The organism is Paenibacillus sp. FSL P2-0322 (genome assembly GCF_037975315.1).
GTDB lineage: Bacteria > Bacillota > Bacilli > Paenibacillales > Paenibacillaceae > Paenibacillus > Paenibacillus polymyxa_B.
The window spans coordinates 1,492,029-1,510,679 of record NZ_CP150243.1 but is presented as its reverse complement, the minus strand read 5'-3'; the positions used below and the strand labels follow the sequence as shown (position 1 = coordinate 1,510,679).

At 43.5% G+C, this 18,651-nt stretch carries 14 protein-coding genes and 1 pseudogene; 3 read left to right on the top strand and 12 right to left on the bottom strand.

Annotated elements, in window-relative coordinates; genetic code table 11:
• Positions 1-16 precede the first annotated feature (16 nt).
• The 6 genes from MKY24_RS06645 to MKY24_RS06620 all read right to left on the bottom strand — a co-directional run bounded on the left by MKY24_RS06645 (position 17) and on the right by MKY24_RS06620 (position 6,742).
• A complete protein-coding gene (locus tag MKY24_RS06645; protein ID WP_023987578.1) occupies positions 17-1,240 on the bottom strand; it encodes an ABC transporter permease in 1,224 nt (407 codons plus the stop codon).
• Between the two features lies 1 nt (position 1,241).
• Entirely contained in the window at positions 1,242-2,606 is a 1,365-nt protein-coding gene (locus MKY24_RS06640) for an efflux RND transporter periplasmic adaptor subunit (protein WP_279831817.1), read from the bottom strand.
• Positions 2,607-2,629: 23 nt separating this feature from the next.
• The gene (locus MKY24_RS06635; RefSeq protein WP_023987576.1) at positions 2,630-3,214 is read right to left on the bottom strand and encodes a TetR/AcrR family transcriptional regulator; all 585 of its coding nucleotides are present in this window, start codon (positions 3,212-3,214) and stop codon (positions 2,630-2,632) included.
• Between the two features lie 255 nt (positions 3,215-3,469).
• Complete coding sequence (locus MKY24_RS06630; protein WP_028543064.1) at positions 3,470-4,834, bottom strand: ABC transporter substrate-binding protein; 1,365 nt, start codon at positions 4,832-4,834, stop codon at positions 3,470-3,472.
• 124 nt (positions 4,835-4,958) lie between these two features.
• On the bottom strand, positions 4,959-5,780 hold the full coding sequence (locus MKY24_RS06625; protein WP_023987574.1) for a carbohydrate ABC transporter permease: 822 nt from the start codon (positions 5,778-5,780) through the stop codon (positions 4,959-4,961).
• The gene (locus tag MKY24_RS06620) at positions 5,777-6,742 is read right to left on the bottom strand and encodes a sugar ABC transporter permease (RefSeq protein WP_023987573.1); all 966 of its coding nucleotides are present in this window, start codon (positions 6,740-6,742) and stop codon (positions 5,777-5,779) included. Before MKY24_RS06620 ends, MKY24_RS06625 begins: the two co-directional genes overlap by 4 nt.
• Positions 6,743-6,934: 192 nt before the next feature.
• Between MKY24_RS06620 and MKY24_RS06615 the strand changes: the two genes are divergently transcribed.
• Entirely contained in the window at positions 6,935-7,255 is a 321-nt protein-coding gene (locus tag MKY24_RS06615; protein ID WP_023987572.1) for a hypothetical protein, read from the top strand.
• 114 nt (positions 7,256-7,369) lie between these two features.
• On the opposite strand, the gene MKY24_RS06610 is transcribed toward MKY24_RS06615, so the two are convergent.
• Positions 7,370-7,744 (bottom strand): PH domain-containing protein, encoded by a 375-nt coding sequence (locus tag MKY24_RS06610; RefSeq protein ID WP_023987571.1) that lies wholly within the window; start codon positions 7,742-7,744, stop codon positions 7,370-7,372.
• A gap of 371 nt (positions 7,745-8,115) precedes the next feature.
• Here MKY24_RS06610 and MKY24_RS06605 point away from each other — a divergent pair, with 371 nt between their 5' ends.
• The gene (locus MKY24_RS06605) at positions 8,116-8,904 is read left to right on the top strand and encodes a polysaccharide deacetylase family protein (protein ID WP_023987570.1); all 789 of its coding nucleotides are present in this window, start codon (positions 8,116-8,118) and stop codon (positions 8,902-8,904) included.
• A gap of 238 nt (positions 8,905-9,142) precedes the next feature.
• Here the strand turns inward: MKY24_RS06605 and MKY24_RS06600 are convergent, their stop codons facing one another.
• Positions 9,143-10,471, bottom strand: a complete 1,329-nt coding sequence (locus tag MKY24_RS06600; RefSeq protein WP_339201635.1) for a prolyl oligopeptidase family serine peptidase — start codon at positions 10,469-10,471, stop codon at positions 9,143-9,145.
• 100 nt (positions 10,472-10,571) lie between these two features.
• The gene (locus tag MKY24_RS06595) at positions 10,572-11,453 is read right to left on the bottom strand and encodes an AraC family transcriptional regulator (RefSeq protein ID WP_053324884.1); all 882 of its coding nucleotides are present in this window, start codon (positions 11,451-11,453) and stop codon (positions 10,572-10,574) included.
• Positions 11,454-12,537: 1,084 nt separating this feature from the next.
• Between MKY24_RS06595 and MKY24_RS06590 the strand changes: the two are divergent.
• A pseudogene (locus MKY24_RS06590) lies at positions 12,538-13,289 on the top strand (transposase); the annotation flags it as partial.
• 164 nt (positions 13,290-13,453) lie between these two features.
• Here MKY24_RS06590 and MKY24_RS06585 read toward each other — a convergent pair.
• The 3 genes from MKY24_RS06585 to MKY24_RS06575 all read right to left on the bottom strand — a co-directional run bounded on the left by MKY24_RS06585 (position 13,454) and on the right by MKY24_RS06575 (position 18,617).
• Positions 13,454-15,127 carry a hypothetical protein gene (locus tag MKY24_RS06585; protein WP_339201633.1) on the bottom strand — a complete coding sequence of 558 codons (1,674 nt, stop codon included), beginning with the start codon at positions 15,125-15,127 and terminating at the stop codon, positions 13,454-13,456.
• A 30-nt stretch (positions 15,128-15,157) separates the two neighbouring features.
• Positions 15,158-16,186 (bottom strand): LamG-like jellyroll fold domain-containing protein, encoded by a 1,029-nt coding sequence (locus tag MKY24_RS06580; RefSeq protein WP_339201632.1) that lies wholly within the window; start codon positions 16,184-16,186, stop codon positions 15,158-15,160.
• A 1,579-nt stretch (positions 16,187-17,765) separates the two neighbouring features.
• Positions 17,766-18,617, bottom strand: coding sequence for an aldo/keto reductase (locus tag MKY24_RS06575; protein WP_053324879.1), 852 nt, complete (start codon positions 18,615-18,617; stop codon positions 17,766-17,768).
• Positions 18,618-18,651: the final 34 nt, after the last annotated feature.

Genomic DNA, 18,651 nt, shown 5'->3' with positions numbered 1-18,651 from the left:
ATATTTAAAGTTGCTCTCAGCCTTTTAGCGTGAATCCTTCTTGAGCGGGCACATCGGCATGCTGCCCTGTCGTCTGGTGCTGTCTAAAGAATAACGGATAGATCGCGAAGGACACCAGCAGACTCACACAACCAATGACGCCCAAGGCAATCATATCTTTGAAGATGTATGTGATATCCAGTCCTTTGAGCGTGATATTCCGTACAGCATCCAGGTAATACGTCAGTGGCAATATTTCAGCAAGCCCCCGCAAGAAGCCGGGCATTGCCTCTAATGGCCACGTATAGCCTGATAGCATAAAGGAAGGAACAGCAATCAACATCAGGGTTTGGGTCGCATCCACTCTAGTCTTGGAAAAGAGACTGAATAGGAATCCTAACCCGCACAGTGCAAAGTTAAAGGCCAGCGACACTAAAATCAACGGTAATACCTGTCCCCTAAACGGAATATCGAAGCATAAAGCGCTGATACTGAATACAGTCAGCACATTGAAAGCTCCCGCTGCATAATACGGTGCCAGTTTGGCAATAGCCATACGCCAAGGGGTATTTCTCCATGCACCAAATCTCCCCCAAGTGCCTGCTTCCTTATCACGCGTGCAAGACAACGCAATACCAAGCAGCAAACACTGCTGGAGAGCCGCAGAAATAACCCCTAGTGGCATGAAAAGCTTATAATCATATACCGGGTTAAACAACACTCTGGACCGGAACGGGATCGTAGTCAGCGTCGCGGCAGCCTGATCGGAGTTCATTCCCTTTTGCTTCATGGAATTGACCGATACTCCGGCACTCACGCTGCTAATAACCTGATTCGCAATCCGACTGGCGCTGTTGGAATACATCATATTACTGCCGTCAATCAGCGTGAGCACGGGTGGATTTTCCCCATGCTTAAGCCGAGTCGTAAAGTTGTCGGGAATGACGATTCCGACCTTAGCTTCCCCGGTCTCTACCTGACGGACAACATCTTCCTGATTGGTCGCTTGCCGTGTAACGGCAAATGAATCGGTCGAATCAAACGCCTGAATGATCTGGCGACTGAGCTGCGAATTATCTCCGTCGTACACTGTGACAGGCATCTCGGTAATCCGCTGATGTGAATACAGGAAGCCGAATAGTATCGTATACACAATCGGCGTAATCAGCAGAATAGCCATAAAGCGGCGGTCCCGGAAGATGCTCAGCCATTCCTCGCGAAACACATCGCGGATACGAAGTCTTTCCTGTGAATCCTGCATATTACTGCGCCCCTTTGCCTGTAAACAGAACCGTGGAGCCTGTTGGAACCGAAGCAGCAAGGTCTGGCAATGCTACTTTAACACCGAAGGAACGGACATCCTTGTCACCGGAGCTTTGGCTCGGTTTTTGAATGGCAAAGTCCGCAGCCGATTCTAACAGAATGACTTTACCCTTCAGCTCCTTACCGCCAGACAGCAATTTAATTTGGACTGTATCCCCTGCTTGAAGACCGTTCAGAGACGTTTCAGGTACATAGAATTTAGCCCAACGTTGTGTCGAAGTTTCAATGGTATAGACCGGGAATCCTGCGCTAGCCATTTCACCTAAGCTAAGCGACTTGGATTTTATGATTCCATCTTCTGACGCATATAGCGTAGTGTAGCTCAAATAGGTCTGAGCCTCTTGAAGCGCGGCTTCCGCTTGGGCTACCTGAGCATTGGCACCTGCAACCGCAGATTGAGCCTGCTCAACTGTGGATTGCGCCGCCTTCACAGCGGATTGCGCTTGCTCTACCGAAGCCTGAGCAGCTTTGACATCTTCCTGTTGCACAGCAACTTTGCCCGCTCCTGCCTGTGCTTCCTTCACCGCAGCCAAGGCTTGACGGTATTGAGCTTCAGCCGCCGTAATTTCCTCCTTGCGGCTTCCCTCCCGTGCCATATCCAATTTTTGCGACTCTGCATTATATTTGGCCACTGCCTGTTGATGTTCCAATGTCGCTTGATCCAAAGATGCCTGGGTTGCTGCTCCGGCTTCTTGAAGCTTTTTGGCACGCTCCAAATTTTTAACGGTCAGGTCCAGCGTTTCCTTGGATATCTTCACAGATACTTGCAATTGCTCAAGCTCCTGCGGTCTTGCCCCGCTCTTGAGGGCATCCAGTTTTGCCTTGGCGGCGTTCGCAGCCGCTTTGGCCTGTTCAATCTGGCTGGAGGAAGCCTCTGCGGTCACACTGACCGATGTCGTACCTTGGCTTTTCTTGGCCTGAGCAGCACTCACAGTGGCCTGTGCCTGGCCTACTCCTGCTTGAGCCTGCAACACTCCAGCTTTTGCTTTGGATACATTACTCTTGGCTGCCAGCAATGCCGCCTGTGCCTGCTTCACCTTATCTTCCAACTCGCGACTTTCCAGATGGGCTAACACCTGCCCCTTTTTAACCTGATCGCCTTCTTTGACGAGCATCTGGTCAATCCGTCCTGCCATTTTAAAGCTGGCATTGAGGGTATCCGACTCCACATAAGCCGTAGGAATGGAAGAAGACTGATCCGCAGACAAGCTGCTTCCACCCCGTGGAAAAGCAGTCAAGGCATATATTCCAACCGCGATTAAAATAATAAGTACGACGTAAATCGTATATTTTTTAGCTTTCATGTTCTCATCACTCCATCTGTCTATTAATGTTGCATGCCCAATGCATTACACACAAATACTTCAATACTTTCTCGAACCTCTTGCAGATTCATCGTTTCGCCCCAAACCATAGACCGCATTGGAGCAAAAATATAAATCCCAAATAAGCAATTGGCTGTTGTTTTGGCATCCAGCTTACTTGAAATTTTCCCATATAACTTACCGGAATCGATCTCTGCCTCCATAAAATCAAAATAATCAGCCAGCACCTGCCTAATATTAAAATGCTGCTCTTGTGAAACCCAGCCCTTACTGACCAATAGACGGCAAAAGTCCGGCTCTCTCACAATAAACTCAATATGTACTTGGATCAGCTTACGAACCCTAAGCTCCACCTGATCTTTAGGAGTATGAGCCATTGCTTCATGGATATCCCGGACAAAACGCTCCATCCCCATCTTCAAAATGTAAATGTACAAATCTTGCTTGTTTTTAAAATTGTAATACAGGGTGCCCTTGGCTATGCCGCATACCTTGGCAATCTCCTCCATATTTGTTTCATTAAAGCCTCGTTCGGAAAAAGCTTTGAGTGCGCCGTTAAAAATAATTTCCTTTGTCTGCTGTTTCATGCTTCCTCCTTTTTTGAACTGACCGTCCAGTACAAAAATTATGTATTTATTATAAGCCCATTTTTAGTTATCCAGCAATAGGAAAAATGAAAATAATTCATTTTAGACATTTCGTCTAAACACTCATTCTAAAAATGAAAATGCAAAAACGGATCGAATAAGTGAGGGGGTCACTCATTCGATCCGTTATGTCATAAAATCGGATGATAAGGGGGCCATTCTACAGATTATCAACCGATTTTAAGGGAAGGCCGACTATTTTTTTACGGTTTGATTGTATTGAGCAATTTTGCCTGTAATTTCTTGTGCAGCTTGATCCAATGCCTGTTTTGGCTGTTGCTGGCCACTCAGAACGGCCTCAATTGCACCTTCTACGATTTGACGCGCTTCTGGAAATACGCCCATCACCGCGCCCTGTGTAGCGGTGGATTGTGCCGATGCGTGCAATTGGTCAACCGCCGTCTGGAATTGCGGATATTTTACCATATTATCTTTGAGTACCTTCTCGTTATAGGCTGCTTTCGTGATCGGGAAGTACCCGGTATTTACACTCCATTGTGCCTGTACAGCTGGGGAAGCGACGAATTTAATGAACTCCCATGCTGCCTTCTGCTGAGCTTCGGGCTTGTTGTTCATGATGTACAAGCTTGCGCCGCCTACAACCACGCCGCCTTCTTTAGCTTCATTGGCTCTTGGCAGGAATCCTGTGCCTACTTCAAATTTATCGCCAACCTGCTCCACAATATTACGCAGCGAAGCGGTGGAATCCAGCGTCATCGCAATTTGTCCTGCGGAAAAAGCCTTTGCCGTGTCGTCCGAGTTACGTCCCAGATTGGATACAACCTTTTCATCGATCATTTTCTTCCACCACGTCAGCGTTTTTACACCGGCATCCGAATTCAGCATGGATTCCGTTGCCGCTTGATCACGACCATTGCCATTATTCACATAATCCGCGTTCTGATTGGCAAACAGTTGCTCCATGAACCAGCCGTAGATGGCAATGGAAGCACCGGATTTACCATCCTTGCTCAAGGCTTTTGCAGCCTTTTCGAACTCATCATACGTTTTCGGAGGATTAGCTGGATCAAGTCCTGCGGCTTTGAATGCGTCCTTGTTGTAATATAAAATCGGGTTTGACGTATTGAACGGCATGGCGTTCAATTTACCATCTATCGTGTAGTATCGTGTAATATTCGGCTCTAGCTGCGACAGATCGAACTTATCTGCATCAATAAATTGTTGTACAGGTGTGATCATTTTGGAGTCGATCATAAATTTACTACCGATTTCGTATACCTGAATGATGTCCGGTCCGCTGTTGGAACCAAGCGACGCTTTCAGCTTGTTCAAGCTGTCATCATATTTGCCTTGATATACTGGCTCTACCTGAATGTCCTTATGACTGGCGTTAAAGTCAGCAGCGATCTGCTTGATTGCTTTTTCACCGTTACCGGACATCGAATGCCACCAAGTCAGCTTCACTGGAGAAGCCGCTGCTCCCCCATCACTACCATTACTCGGCTTCTCTGCAGCAGTATTATTGCTACAACCTGCTGCAACCACCATGGCAGTCAGAATAAGCAGGGTCAATGCACTTTTCAGACGAAAAAATCTCATAATCTCTCTTCTCTCCCTTTGATTAAATGATTCTTGAATTGGCATTCTCTTGCGTATTCTTGTGTGTTGAAGCTCTGTATATGGGCTGCTTGCGCAGGTGTTGCTTTTCATTTGACATATGTGATCAGCCTTTAAGCGCGCCCGCTGCCATTCCACGAACCAACTGTTTTAGTCCAAAGATCAGCAGGAGCAGAGACGGTAAAATGACAAGGGCCGTACCCGCAAATACCAAATTCCATGAAGTCGATTCCTGAAATTCGAGCATGGATATTCCGATCTGTACCGTGCGCATATTCTCGCTATTGGTGATCAGTAAAGGCCAGAGGTACGAATTGTACATATTCAGGAACGAATACACAGCCAGTGTTCCGAGCGCAGGGCGCGATAACGGAAGCACATGGAACAGAAAGTAACGGATATGCCCGCACCCATCCATACGAGCCGCCTCAAACAGTTCCTTGGGAAGCTGGAGAAAAAATTGCCTTAACAGGAATGTTCCGAATGCCGTCGCCAGAAAAGGAACCGTCAATCCTTGATATGTATCAAGCCAGTTCCAGCTTCGTACCGTCAGGTAGTTCGGAATAATGGTCACTTCCCAAGGGATCATCATCGTCGCTACAAACATGCTGAAAATGAAGTTTTTTCCCTTGAATTCCATTTTGGCAAAAGCGTAGGCCGCCAAGCTAGCTGTAATCAGCTGCCCAATCATGGTCAGACCCGAAATGAGAAATGTATTTCCAATAAAGGCTGCAATCGGAACAATTTCAAACACTTCAGTGAAATTCGCCAAATGAAAAGAATGTGGAAGAAAGCTTGGTGGATAAGCGCTTGCTTCCTCCGGCGACATGACTGCCATAAAAAACGTATATATAACCGGATACAAAATGAGAGCAGCTGCAATCGTAAGCAGCACATACAGCAATGTTGAATTCAGGTGTCTTTTCATTGGTAATGCACCTTTCTTTCCACCCATTTGAACTGAATCATCGTGAGCAGCAGAATGACAGCAAACAAGACAATCGCCTGCGCGCTCCCCGTTCCGAACCGGAAATTAACGAAAGCTTCCTGATAGATGGAATACACGAATACATTCGTACTGTTCACCGGGCCGCCTTTGGTCAAAATGTTAATTTGAGCAAAAGACTGGAAGGCTCCAATGATGGAAACTACTGTTACAAAAAAGATCGTCGGTGATAACAGTGGCATGGAGATACGCCAGAACGTGACGAGCGGGCCAGCTCCGTCCATTTTGGCACTTTCATACATGTCATCTGGAATCCCTTGAAGTCCGCTTGATAAGATAATGTAATTGAAGCCTAGATTCATCCAGATGGTCATCATGGCTACTGAGAACAGCGCCCAATCCGGGCTGGTCAGCCATGGAACCGGATTGATATGTAGTAGGGAAAGCACATAGTTGAACATCCCCAGTGTCGGATGAAAAAGAAATTTCCAAATGACCGCAGATGAACCGACCGACAACACCATCGGCAGGGAAAAGGCAAACTGGAAGATACGCATTCCCCGTAATTTACTGTGTGTAAGTGCAGCCAGTACCAGCGCCAATAAAATACCTACTGGTACTGTTAGCAGTGCAAACAGGAGTGTCACCTTAATCCCTTGCAGAAACAGTCCCGAGCTGAAAAGTGTAGTGAAATTATCTAACCCCACATAAGCTGCAACGTTTCCTGCGGGATCTGTAGAATGCAAGCTGAGATAAACGGACTTGATCATCGGATAAAACATAAATACAGCAAACAAAATAAGCGATGGAGCCAAAAAGGTATACGCCAGCGCGTTTTCGCGCAGTCTTTGAATTTTTAGCGAACCCGTGCGTATGCGGGCTTTAGACGAAGTCTGTTGCTGACTCCTCGTCCCCAGTCCCATAGATTTGTTAAGCTCACCCAAAACGGATCGCCCCTTTCTTTTCAAACCAACCTCAGTAAGTGTATCGTTTCGATGTAAAGGGAACGTCAAGTGGGCTGGAGTAAAATGTTAATGTTTTTTCTTTTTGTAAAAGCAACTCTCTATAGGTATGAGCACAAAGACATAGACTCCTGCATACGATGCATCATTACATGGTATGGAGGTTAGAGGCGAATGCCGTACAACACCGTCAGTCCGCAAACTTTATATCAAGCTAGACCGGAATTACAGGCGGAACTCAAAAATATCCGCGATCATTTGCATTATCAATTAAGCCCCTACATGAATCACACGGTCAGGGTCCAAACGATGGATCATCAAGTATATGAAGGAACGATTGTGCACATCGATGCGGATCATTTGTATCTGAGAGTCCCTCAGCAATATCACTCACCCTTCTCAGGCACCACAACCCCTGATCGCTCCTATGCCTACAACAATGTCATTCTGCCGCTGGTATTATATAATTTATTGGTTATAACCCTGTTGAGTTAGCGCTCGATCCATATCTCTCTCTAATTAAAAGACAAAAAAACCTCCAAATTCTGTAAGGAGCCTTCTTGGCACATTACGAAGTTGGAGGTTTTAGTTATTTGTTTTCCATAATCATTAGTTCTCACAAGAGATACCTGCTTCTTGCTCTAGTACAGCTACAAATCCCTCTATACAATCTCCACTCGGCAGGTGGGTGAACACCTCGTTCACACCCTGATTGATCAGCGTGATGTTCCCCCTAGAATCCGACAAATCCTTATCTAGCTTAGCCAGTGAAATATGGTGATAATTGATGAACTTGACCCAAGGAGTACCCATAGTGCAGGAATAAAAGATGATTCGTTCGGACGTCACTGCCAGCATTCCATGAAGCGATATCTTCTGGGAGCTCTGTTTCAAATCATACGTACACCCCATATATGATCGGATGTGTTCGCCCGCTTCTAACGTCAGACTAATAGCTCGCAACTCTTTTTCATTTGTTTTCATCCCGTCTCATCTCCTGTTCGAAGTTCAGAAACGAGTCGCAGCTCCTTGACCTCAGATCAGCTTTTGCGGCTTGTCCCGTCGACCTCTTCATTTTTCGTTAGATTAAGACTCTCACGAACTGGACAATGACCTACCTCAACTGCACATTGAAACCAAGGATGGATATGTACAACTTATCATGGGTACAGGATGTTATCAACAAGCAAGCTATCACTCTTTTTGAGCATAACTCCGTAATCTGCGCCTTGCTGAAGAAGCAATTAGATCTAATTTTAAGTGATTGGAATGGATGAATTTCAGAAACGAGGAATGGTATATGCTTCTTCTTGGCAAGCTAATGTGAGAATACGTTAGAACGGAGAAGAAGCCTTATGAAATATAACCGTTTGCTGTGCGCTGGAATCGCTGTTTCTTTACTGTGTATCAGCTCTTGCCCCACTCCATCTACCAATGCACAAGCCACATCATACGCCTCCCCTGCTCCTACAAAGGGAAGGGCCTATTACGAAGAACGGGGCGACATTGTATGGGAAGTTCCTACCCATCGTAAGCTTATCGCTCTCACATTCGATGACGGACCTGACGAAAGCAACACGCCTGCCATTTTGGATTTGCTTAAAGAATATGATGCTAAAGCGACCTTTTTTGTCGTCGGCAGTCGTGTCGAAAAGCTGCCTCACCTTGTCAAACGGGAACGAGAAGAAGGGCATGAAGTTGGCAACCATACCTTTCTTCACTCATCCTTTCAGTACATTTCCCGAAACAAAGCTCTGTCCGAATTGGATCAAGCTCAGGCGAGCATCGTTCAGGCAACTGGTACGGGAACCCATCTTTTTAGGCCACCCGGCGGCTCCTATACCGATTCGCTGGTTAAGCTCTCCAAGGAGAAAGGGCTGAAAATTATTTTATGGTCCTGGCATCAGGACACCTTAGATTGGCGAAAACCTGGTGTGCATCGCATCGCTAATAAGGTCCTTCGCAACGCCCGTAACGGTGACATTGTCCTTATGCACGATTATGTACATCAAAGTACACAAACCGTTGAAGCCTTGAAAATTATTCTACCCGAGCTCAAGAAGAGAGGATACACCTTCGTTACGGTATCCGAATTACTCTCTAATCGGGAAAAACCGGACGGGCTGATTGAAGTGAATAAGTAAAAGAGAACAATTAAACTCCGTCAATTATTTGTTGACGGAGTTTTATACATGAGGATTTTGCGAAAACCCAATAAGGAACTGATAATGCCGAGCGATAACGTGTTGTTAACGAATGACTCAGAGAATGTACGGTAAAGCTGGCTTCCCAAAAGCATAATCTATTTTTCAATAGTTTTTCATTGAACTTTAAAGAAGCCTATTACATCATATTGCTATTTTCATTTGCTAGCTATACCTTTCAGTCCAATGTTTTGGAGGCCAGCCATTGCATCATGGTTGTTTTCTTTCCGTCAATCACCTTCGATACTTCGTTGTTATACACGTAAATCCAGGACCAGTGGCCGTTGTATTCATACGGTGTTTGGTCGCTCTTCTTGTACAAACCAGAGGTATCCACTACGTTATCAAATAACGACATATGAACATCCTTTGCTCCGGCATTCACTAAACGGTTGTAGGTCGGAATCGCATAATCGTTGGGCGGTACTACGGTGTCGGTTTTGGCAGCCACAAACCAGATCGGCAGGTTCTTCATTTCGTTTATTTGTTCATCGGTAATAAGGCTGTCCTTTAAGGCTTCACAGGCCACCACAGCTGCTGCAAAATAATCTTTATAATCACGGATCATCAGCATAGTCATGTAACCACCGTTGGAGTCTCCGCCAATATAGATTCGATCTGTATCAATGTCTTTGTTTTGGGCCACGTACTCCTTAATTAAGGACATCAATGCTTGCTCGTACTTGGAGGTTCCGTCCCCAAAGCCTGTAAAGCCATCCATCCAGTAGGTTGGGGTCTGAGGTGCCAACACATAAGCCCCGCCAAAATAGGATTGGATATCCTTAGAAGCAAAATTCGCTGCTTTATTTCCGGAAATCGGAATCGTCGGATCGGTACCTCCCTCACCCATACCGTGCAGCCAGATCACTAGAGGGTTTTTCACTTTGTCTTGTGCCGGTGCGTAGTCCACATACGTTAAAGTAACACCGTCAAAAGTAGCTTTGCCAGTTGTATATTGATCAACCAGCTTCCGTATCTCTCCTGCGGAAGTATCAATCTTCAAGCCGGAAATCGTTCCTGATTTGGTTTTAATAGCTTTTTGCTGCGTGATCGTGTATTTGTTATCATTCCATGCATTAAACCCGGAGCCTGCCGCATCATAATGAATAGCGGAGCTTAGTGTTAAGGCCGGGCCGATCTCCATTTCCAATACAACGTAGCTTCCGGTTTTATTTACAGGGTTGCCACTTTTGTCCGATACATAGGCCTTGGTGACTTTCCGGTTGCCTTCCTCAAAAATAGGATTTACCAGCCTGCTATCGCTTCTTTCTACATGCACCTTAAATGTATCCTTGGTGATCGCATCTTTAGGTACCGGCTTTCCCAGGTTAACAATGATCTTCGTAATGGTTGCTCCCCAATCCTTAACCTCCGCAACCGTCCGGTACGAGGTGGGCTGTATCTTTACATCCTTGGCCCATGCACCGGAATTGAAAGCAAGGGTCGTACCGATAGCTAAAGTGAATAACATAGTTGTTTTAGCAGCCTTTTGAAACCGTTTAAACATGATGTCTTACCTCCCGGGTCCATTAATAAAACGCTTACATTATTTATTTTAATGATTTTTTTATTTGTATCCTGTCTTTTATTAGCCTAATTCAGGTCAATTACTGACTCCTTGCTCCAGAATACCCCTTGTTCTCTTTTCGATATTGATGCGGTGTTGCCTGATAAACCTTTTTAAATACCCTGGCAAAAGACTTCTCGTTCGGAAATCCGTGCTCCAGCGCAATTTGTATGATGGAATGATCCGTATTCATGAGAGCTCGAAAAGATCTCTCCAGACGGATGGCATTGATATATTGAAATAGGGTCATCCCTACATGCTTCACAAAAAACCGGGACAAATATTCGGGAGACAACCCAAAAACCTGAGCTATCGAATCCAAGGATAAGCTTTGATCGTAATTCTTTTTGATATAATCGGTTATCAACGTCAGCCGCTCCAAATATTTATCGGAGTTAAAGCCACGGATAGATTCATGATCCATTTTAAAATGCATTAATAACAGATACACCAGTTTATAAGATAATGACGTTAAATGGATATGCGCTAAAGGGTCATTATGCCGGTTGAGATAAGCCACAAATAAGGTGTTTAACAAATCACGCAGCTCCGCAAAATGCAGTAATCTCTGCTCGTTAGTTTCAAAAATGGATACGCAGTCAAATGAAATCGGGTCACTGCCGTTAACATTTGCTCTAATAAATTCAGAAGGAATCAGAACCGTTATAGCCTCTCTCCCTTTTCCCTTAGCTACAGAAAAGGAATGAATGGCATTCGAATTAATGAGCAAAATATCTCCTTCTTTGGAGCTATAACTCGCGCCATCGATGTAGATATGGTCGATTCTTCCTGAAAGCACATAGGATATTTCGATGCTGTCGTGCCAATGCCCAGGTATGTACGCTGGTTCATTTGAGGAATGAACTATAATTTTTAACGGAAAATGATTGTCTGCCTGGACCAGCTCATATTTGTATTCCAAGTTTGTCGCTCCTCTCAGATGTGAACATATAAATAGAAGAAAATGGCTTCAGCAGAGTGCCGAAACCACTTGTATTTAACCTTCCTCTCTCTATAAACAAAAAAACCTAAGTATAACAAAATACATAAGATCCTTAGATCTTAACATTTTGTTCCTTAGGTTTTGCCTGCGTAACAGTAACAATCCTAGAGCTATTCATTTAATTAAGCTAAGTATATAGCGGGTTGAAATCCATGTCAACGCTTTCATTTTGGGCGTTCAACCGCCTAATTATCTTGCGACTTTCAGGAACTCCCTGGGGTCCCTGCGGTCCTTGAGACCCTTGAGGTCCTCTAATCCCTTTAACAATGACCTTCGGCAAAACTTTGACTTTTTTAACCGTACATCTTCTAAATTTTCTCCGATGCATTCTCTTTTGCCAACAATAATGTCGAAACATAATTAATGGTCACCTCCAAAGTCTAATCAAAGTAGCTTATTGTGCAATTAACCAAAAAGATTGGGCTGTTGACTTCATCTAGGAAAAGATAGGCATAGGCCTGACCCTATCATGTTTGGATTATTACAGCTCATCCTATTGAAGCTTATTATCCATCCAATAAATTGATTCAAGTCCTGCATCATATTGTTCGGCTGCTGTTCCCATTATCGTATCCCTCGGCTTTAGTTATAGCGTAATGCGAAACAGCGGATGTTCGCGAAATGCCATGCGTGGCGCGCTGCTGTCTCAGCCGGTGGTTACCCTGGATTAAAGGAGCTGTCGTGTGAATCCCTCGGAAGAGCAAACCGCGATTTCAATAACAAACTCACCTTCACAATCTATAATATCTATCAAATCATCGCCCAACGGCTGGATACACATATCCATAACTGGCTTAATGCAGCTGCAAGAAGTGTATAATCCAACGCCTTTTTTCTCACAAAATTAAACCCAGAATTATTTTCATCGTGAGTGTAGGTGTTAGTGAGCCTGTATTACTTGATGAATGGGCGGAATGATGTAATAAAGGGCCTCAAACAAATGACTTCATTTATATAAATTCCAACGAAGCTCATTTCTAGGAAATCAGGTGGGCATCGTCCCATAGTATTAGAATCAACTGGACATTATCACACACCAATTGTGCAATTTTTCTTGACAGAGGGTACTTATTAATTATAGTGAATCCTTTCATATCGTATCGGGCTAAGAGTTCTAGTTTACGTAAGGTAAAGACAAATATTATTGACGCTAATCACCTCTGCGGGCTGTATTATAAAGAGGACCTAGAGCCTTATAAACAACGGCAATCCAACGCTTAAACCTTCGTAACCTTACGGACAGCTTGAACATATTACAGGCATGTTTGTACAAACCAAACGGCAATTTCACGGAGTTTTTGGTGCCTTATATTCGGATGTTTCTTTTTCTTTACCGACTTACAATCAATTCCAAGTTCAGAAGAAGTTTTGAAAGCAGGCGAAAAAACATCGCTAACAAGATAAATGAGTTCTGTGAAAGTCGTTCATAACAATGGGCAGATAGTCAGGCAAAAAAACTAATGGCTACCGCAGTCAAAACCCTTTTCAGAAAACCTTATATCATAACCTTTCTTTAAGTTTGAACATGTATATTAATATGCTTCTTGAATACAAAAAGCACCTATCCACGCTTGAAGACGAGATAGATGCTTTAGTAAAGCATATTGAAGAGTGTATGATTATCCGATCAATCCCCGACATCGGTGAAAAAATCGCTGCCACGATTATTTCTGAGATTGGGGAATAGATCGGTTTAATCACCCTAAGAAACTAGTAGCATTTGCCGGAATTGATCCCAGCATACCATTAGCTGGTTTTATGGAACAACTAAAAGATGGCCTCAGCCTTAAAATGCTTAATTCTTCTTTTAATAACACATTCGTTCAATTTATTAATCTTTAATTGGTTATCACTAGTAAAACAATATGGTCTTTAAACTCACCTAAGTAAATTGCACTAAAATTCCTTAGTAATATAACTCACAATCGAATATTATCGCTCTTACGGTCAGGATCTGAAATGAACTTGATAAGACGATAGGTATTCCAGTAACCTCTTGAACGCCCGTATTTATCTACACGACAGGTACCACTATCCCATTCACTAGTTGCACGGTGGACAGTTCTAACTCCCCACCGTCCCGAAAAGTTCCACCATGTAGGCATTTCCACAATTGGATTTTCCAATGAAGTCGGTTCAGGTAGTGGATAGCTACTTTCAGGTAATTCAGGATCGAATCCAAATCGATCAATTACTCGAATCATGGCTTTTAGACCTTTGCCCACAGGTGCAACTCCTGGACTTGTTAACGTTGGGAACCCTGGAGGCAATGCCTGTCCTCCACCTCTCCTAGCAACGTCGGTACTGCTCGGAAGTGGTACCTCTGTAATCGTTGGATCGTCCTTGAGCAACCAAGATAGCACAAACAAAACTAGGCCAATTAAAAATACCACACCAGAAACAACTAAACATACAACGACTGCTGGAGGAATTGACGATGCTATAAAAGCAAGACATATCCCAGCACCGGTGCCAGCTGCTCCCATAATAGCACCTCCAATGGAATTTAGAGTAGGGTCAGGAGGCGAATCCCCAGGAATCACCACTGCTCCTGCAATGTTAAACAAGTTCTTGTGTAGTCCAGCACCGACAAATGCCACAGTATTCGTACCAAACCTGATTACTCCCAAGTTAGGATTGTTGACATTAAAAAGAGGACGTACCTCTGCCGCCAATGGTGAGTCAAGATCTTCACCGGTAGTATAGCCTTTACTAAATACTACAAAGCGGGGCTCAAAATAGTCAATACACTCCTTTACATCGTTCCCATAGAAAAAATCCATACGTTGCCGTCCATCTCGGCTCTTACGCATGCCTAGATCATCAAAGATATTTTTAATGAAAATAGTAATCGCTTCCCACTGTCCCTCCCGTTTATGAATCTCGTCATCTTCACTAGATAGGGCCGGTTCCATTGCAGGATAAAGCATATAATAAGTTATAGCAATATAACGATCAAGGTCTAGCATAATGTTATTCTTATCAGGTTCATCTGATTCAATGCTTGGGGGAAAATCAAGTTGTTTATTATCTTTTACACTATCCCTCCGTTCTTTATCAAGCCGCGGATATGTTCCAGCCCATTCAACCTCGGCGTAAATGGTCGGGACGCTTAGACGCGGTAAGGTAAATTCGGGCGAGGGTCTAGGTTCATCTAATGGTATTATTGGATTAATATTGCTACTTACTGACCTAAATAGCAAATCAAGGTATTGAAGAGAACCTTTTGTGTAGCCTTGATTGTCAGGAGACAGAGCATCATCCCAACCTGCAACATTAATAAACAAATCCTGATTAAATCCAACAGTAAATTCTTGTCCGATGCCGTTAGGCTCGATATTACTGAGGGCCAAGTGATCACCTGTGGGGTAATGGCTACCTGCTTGAACATCTATATCGCCAAAGCTAGTGGTATTGCGGTCTACCACCATTACCGCACTACCTCGCTTATTAGTTTTTCCATCCCATGGATCAGTGGCTAGATGATCCAACCATTCTTCGGCGGCAATTGGGTAAAATCGCTCACTCGGATCGAAAAGGAGGATTGGCTGAAAAGCCAAAGCGAGTTCCACTGAGTTTAAATTCTTAAACATGTTTATCACCCTCCTGTTTTATTCTCAGGTTTACCTAGACAAACGATGAATCTCGTCAACGAGCGCATTCGGATCTATGGTTGTCTTATTAAGGCAAAACGCGCTTAGTACACCTTGAAGTTCATCGAAAGGTAAAGGCATGCTTTTGATAAGATTGTCTCTTTTTACCTCAATTTCCTTAATCTGATGTGTACTAAGGTTTTGCATTGCGAGTAAAGCAAGCCTAGCCTGAGCCGAAGTGAAAGCTGCCTGGTCGCCTCGCAAAAAGGCTGTAAAAGCTTCAAAAGAGTATTGACGTTGCTGTTTTGTAACTTCAGCATCGTTACCCCTTACTTGGCTCATGATGTCGAGACCAAACTGTAGTATCTCACGCCCTTTAGCTTCTACCGATTCAGGTGTCTCTTTGTACTGTCGTAACTTTTGCACAACAATATCAATGGCTTTACTGTCTTTGCAAGAGGAATTTAGGAGCCCATTAATGTCTTTATATGGATCATACTTAAACAATTTCATTTCACTGATAAGCCCTTTAAAGGTCCAGTTGTTTACTAATTTATCGGCATCGTGTCCTATGGCAATGCCTCTAGATCCAATAGAACTTACTTGTCCCTCACCATTATATGTTTCGGCAACTTTTACTCCATCAAGATAAAGTTCTGAAGTATTTACTCCATCATATAGGAGTTCGGCTGTATGCCAGTTGTCAGTAGTAATAAGGTCTGGCTCGGATCGAACTTCCCAATGGCTGCGATCAGTGACGATGTTCCCGTTCAATGACCCATCACTTTCAATATACATTCCAAAGCAATCATCACCCTCAATAAGGTTATATGCCCGATTGGAAGCTCCTCCTGGAGACAAATTAAATGAAACGAGGGCGCGGATAGACCAAAGATCCTTAAGACCAGGGTTAGGGTCAATTTGAACCATGCTCTCTGGTTTGTCAAAGATAAAAGCTTCTGGGTGTTGTTTAACATATAATGGCAAACCGTGGTTGCGATTATCAGACAAGTCAAAGGATGAGCGGGAATAGCAATGATGGACAATTAACTTGTTCAAAATCCTTCCTCCCTTTTTTATCAATAATATATATTCTGAACAAACGATACTTAAATATTCGTAGCTTTTGATACCAATTTGCAGAAGAATGTCTAATTTAGTTTTTGTGCATCAGCATCAAAAAAGCCGATTTCACAATGGAGAATCGACTTCATAAGTATTCTACATAAAGATAGGTAAGGGTTTAAAGTTATCGCTCCCTTTTCCCCCTGTTCACACCGTACGTGTGACTTCCACCTCTTACCTTGTTCCAACTAATCCAATTTACTCTATCTATGTATTAAGTAGACGAGTGCTGTTTTTCCAAAGTTAGATTATTTCATTTCGACATTTTAATCGTAGAGTATTCACTTTTTCTTTCTACTTATTAGTAAGCTTTAAATATTATAAAAATTTTCTATTCTGTCTTTGTCTTTTTGATGAATTGACTGATGAACTGCTTTATGAACAATAAGCAAGTTCGAATAACTATCATCTTTCCAAAGATAATAAGGGTTCATGTGATGTCAGTGCCATTCATGTGTCCCTAATTGCTCAAGATGTAGGAAAGCATACTTTTGTCGATAGCCTTTAAGCTATTATGGTACAAGTGTATCCCTCGTATTACAAAGACTTTATACGATCCAAGTAACAATATAAACAAGTATGAATTACTTTTACTGAAAACATCAGGATCTATCCGAACCATTCGTATTGACGCAAAACTTGTGAAAATGTTAAAACGCCATGAGATCAAACAAAAAGAAATAAAATTAGAGAAAGGAAACCTATATGTAGATAACCAGTTTATCTTTGCACGAAATGATAGACATCTGCAATCAAGAAAAGTAGTGGAAACTAGACTAAAACGTCTATTTAAAAAGGCAGGTATTGATAAAAACGTTAACCCTCATTCAGAAATACACATACCTCTCTCTTAATTGAAGCGGGTGTGGGAGTAAAGGAGATTCAACAGCGTTCAGGCATAACAGACATAAACACAACAATGAATATTTCCCCTCATATGACAGCCAATATAGAGAAAAGGTCTCTCATCAGTTCAGTGAACTGATGAGAGACCTTTTCTGATAAGACGGTTTTTGTGAAAAAAGTGAGCATTTTTACTTACTATGAGCAAAAGTATGAAATTTATCTTTATTCCACTTAAAAACCCCAATATATCAAGGCTTGATGATGTTTATTACATCATGCCGCCCATCTTTGATTAAGCCTCGCCGCTAGACATTTCAGAACTTAACTCTTAATTTATAACACTTTTTTTCCCTATTCAGAAAATTTCATTTGCCTATATTCATCCATATTCGCCGAGATTGTGATTTTTTTGTGATTCAAATAACGAAATATTCACCACATATCGTTCTCATTAATAATTTCCTTCTATTGTATATTGAGACATACGAAGTAGCAATGATATTTCTGAGAATTTAATATTCTCTAAAATACCTCTCACCTTCTCTTGGCAGCATTGGTATGCTCTATCCCGCTCCCAGTCCTCCAGAATGACGATGTCCCGCAGTGTAGACCTTTCCATCCCCATAAGAGGATAAACGCGTGATAAGTTTACGGTTCGATTCAAGGTTTACAGATCGACTCTCCAGTTGCCCATCATCTTGGCGACTTCCGGGTCGCGGTACGATAAGAAAAGACTTTCCCGCGTATCGAGGGTCGAAATTTGTTCGATATCGTCCGCGCTCAACTCAAAATCAAAAATGTCAAAGTTTTCAACGATCCGCTCTTTTCTCACCGATTTTGGAATTACAACGACTTCACGCTGAACAAGCCAGCGCAATACGACCTGAGCGACGGACTTTTTGTGTTTTTCTGCGATCGAGACCAGCACTTCGTTTCTGAACATGTTGTTAAGTCCCTCAGCGAACGGGGCCCACGACTGGTGTTGAACTCTCTGCTCTTTCATAAAAGCTGCGCTCTCTGTCTGCTGGTAGAACGGGTGCGTTTCGATCTGGTTGACGGCGGGCACGATTTCGTTATGAACGATGAGGTCCATAAGGCGGTCGGGTAGGAAGTTGCTGACACCGATCGCCTTAATCTTGCCTTCGCGGTACAGGTCTTCCATCGCACGCCAAGCACCGTAGTAATCGCCGAACGGCTGGTGAATAAGGTACAGATCGAGATAGTCGAGTTGCAGTTTCTTCAAGGATTTGGCAAACGCGAACTTAGCACTCTCGTAGCCGGCATCCTGAACCCATAGCTTGGTCGTGATGAACAGCTGCTCACGCGGTACGCCGCTGCGCTTGATCGCACGACCGACCGCTTCCTCATTCAGATAACCGGCGGCGGTGTCGATCAGGCGGTAACCAGCCATCAGCGCTTCATATACGGCGTTCTCGCATTCTTCAGCATCTGGAACTTGGTAGACACCAAAACCGATGATCGGCATTTTCACACCATTGTTTAATGTTACGGTTTGCATTGTATTTCCTCCCATTATTCAAATGTAAAACGCA

What these genes read in the sequence shown, in the direction of transcription:
- MKY24_RS06645 (WP_023987578.1), bottom strand. Translation starts at nt 1,240, where the DNA reads ATGCAGGATTCACAGGAAAGACTTCGTATCCGCGATGTGTTTCGCGAG.
- MKY24_RS06640 (WP_279831817.1), bottom strand. Translation starts at nt 2,606, where the DNA reads ATGAAAGCTAAAAAATATACGATTTACGTCGTACTTATTATTTTAATC.
- MKY24_RS06635 (WP_023987576.1), bottom strand. Translation starts at nt 3,214, where the DNA reads ATGAAACAGCAGACAAAGGAAATTATTTTTAACGGCGCACTCAAAGCT.
- MKY24_RS06630 (WP_028543064.1), bottom strand. Translation starts at nt 4,834, where the DNA reads ATGAGATTTTTTCGTCTGAAAAGTGCATTGACCCTGCTTATTCTGACT.
- MKY24_RS06625 (WP_023987574.1), bottom strand. Translation starts at nt 5,780, where the DNA reads ATGAAAAGACACCTGAATTCAACATTGCTGTATGTGCTGCTTACGATT.
- MKY24_RS06615 (WP_023987572.1), top strand. Translation starts at nt 6,935, where the DNA reads ATGCCGTACAACACCGTCAGTCCGCAAACTTTATATCAAGCTAGACCG.
- MKY24_RS06610 (WP_023987571.1), bottom strand. Translation starts at nt 7,744, where the DNA reads ATGAAAACAAATGAAAAAGAGTTGCGAGCTATTAGTCTGACGTTAGAA.
- MKY24_RS06605 (WP_023987570.1), top strand. Translation starts at nt 8,116, where the DNA reads ATGAAATATAACCGTTTGCTGTGCGCTGGAATCGCTGTTTCTTTACTG.
- MKY24_RS06600 (WP_339201635.1), bottom strand. Translation starts at nt 10,471, where the DNA reads ATGTTTAAACGGTTTCAAAAGGCTGCTAAAACAACTATGTTATTCACT.
- MKY24_RS06585 (WP_339201633.1), bottom strand. Translation starts at nt 15,127, where the DNA reads ATGTTTAAGAATTTAAACTCAGTGGAACTCGCTTTGGCTTTTCAGCCA.
- MKY24_RS06575 (WP_053324879.1), bottom strand. Translation starts at nt 18,617, where the DNA reads ATGCAAACCGTAACATTAAACAATGGTGTGAAAATGCCGATCATCGGT.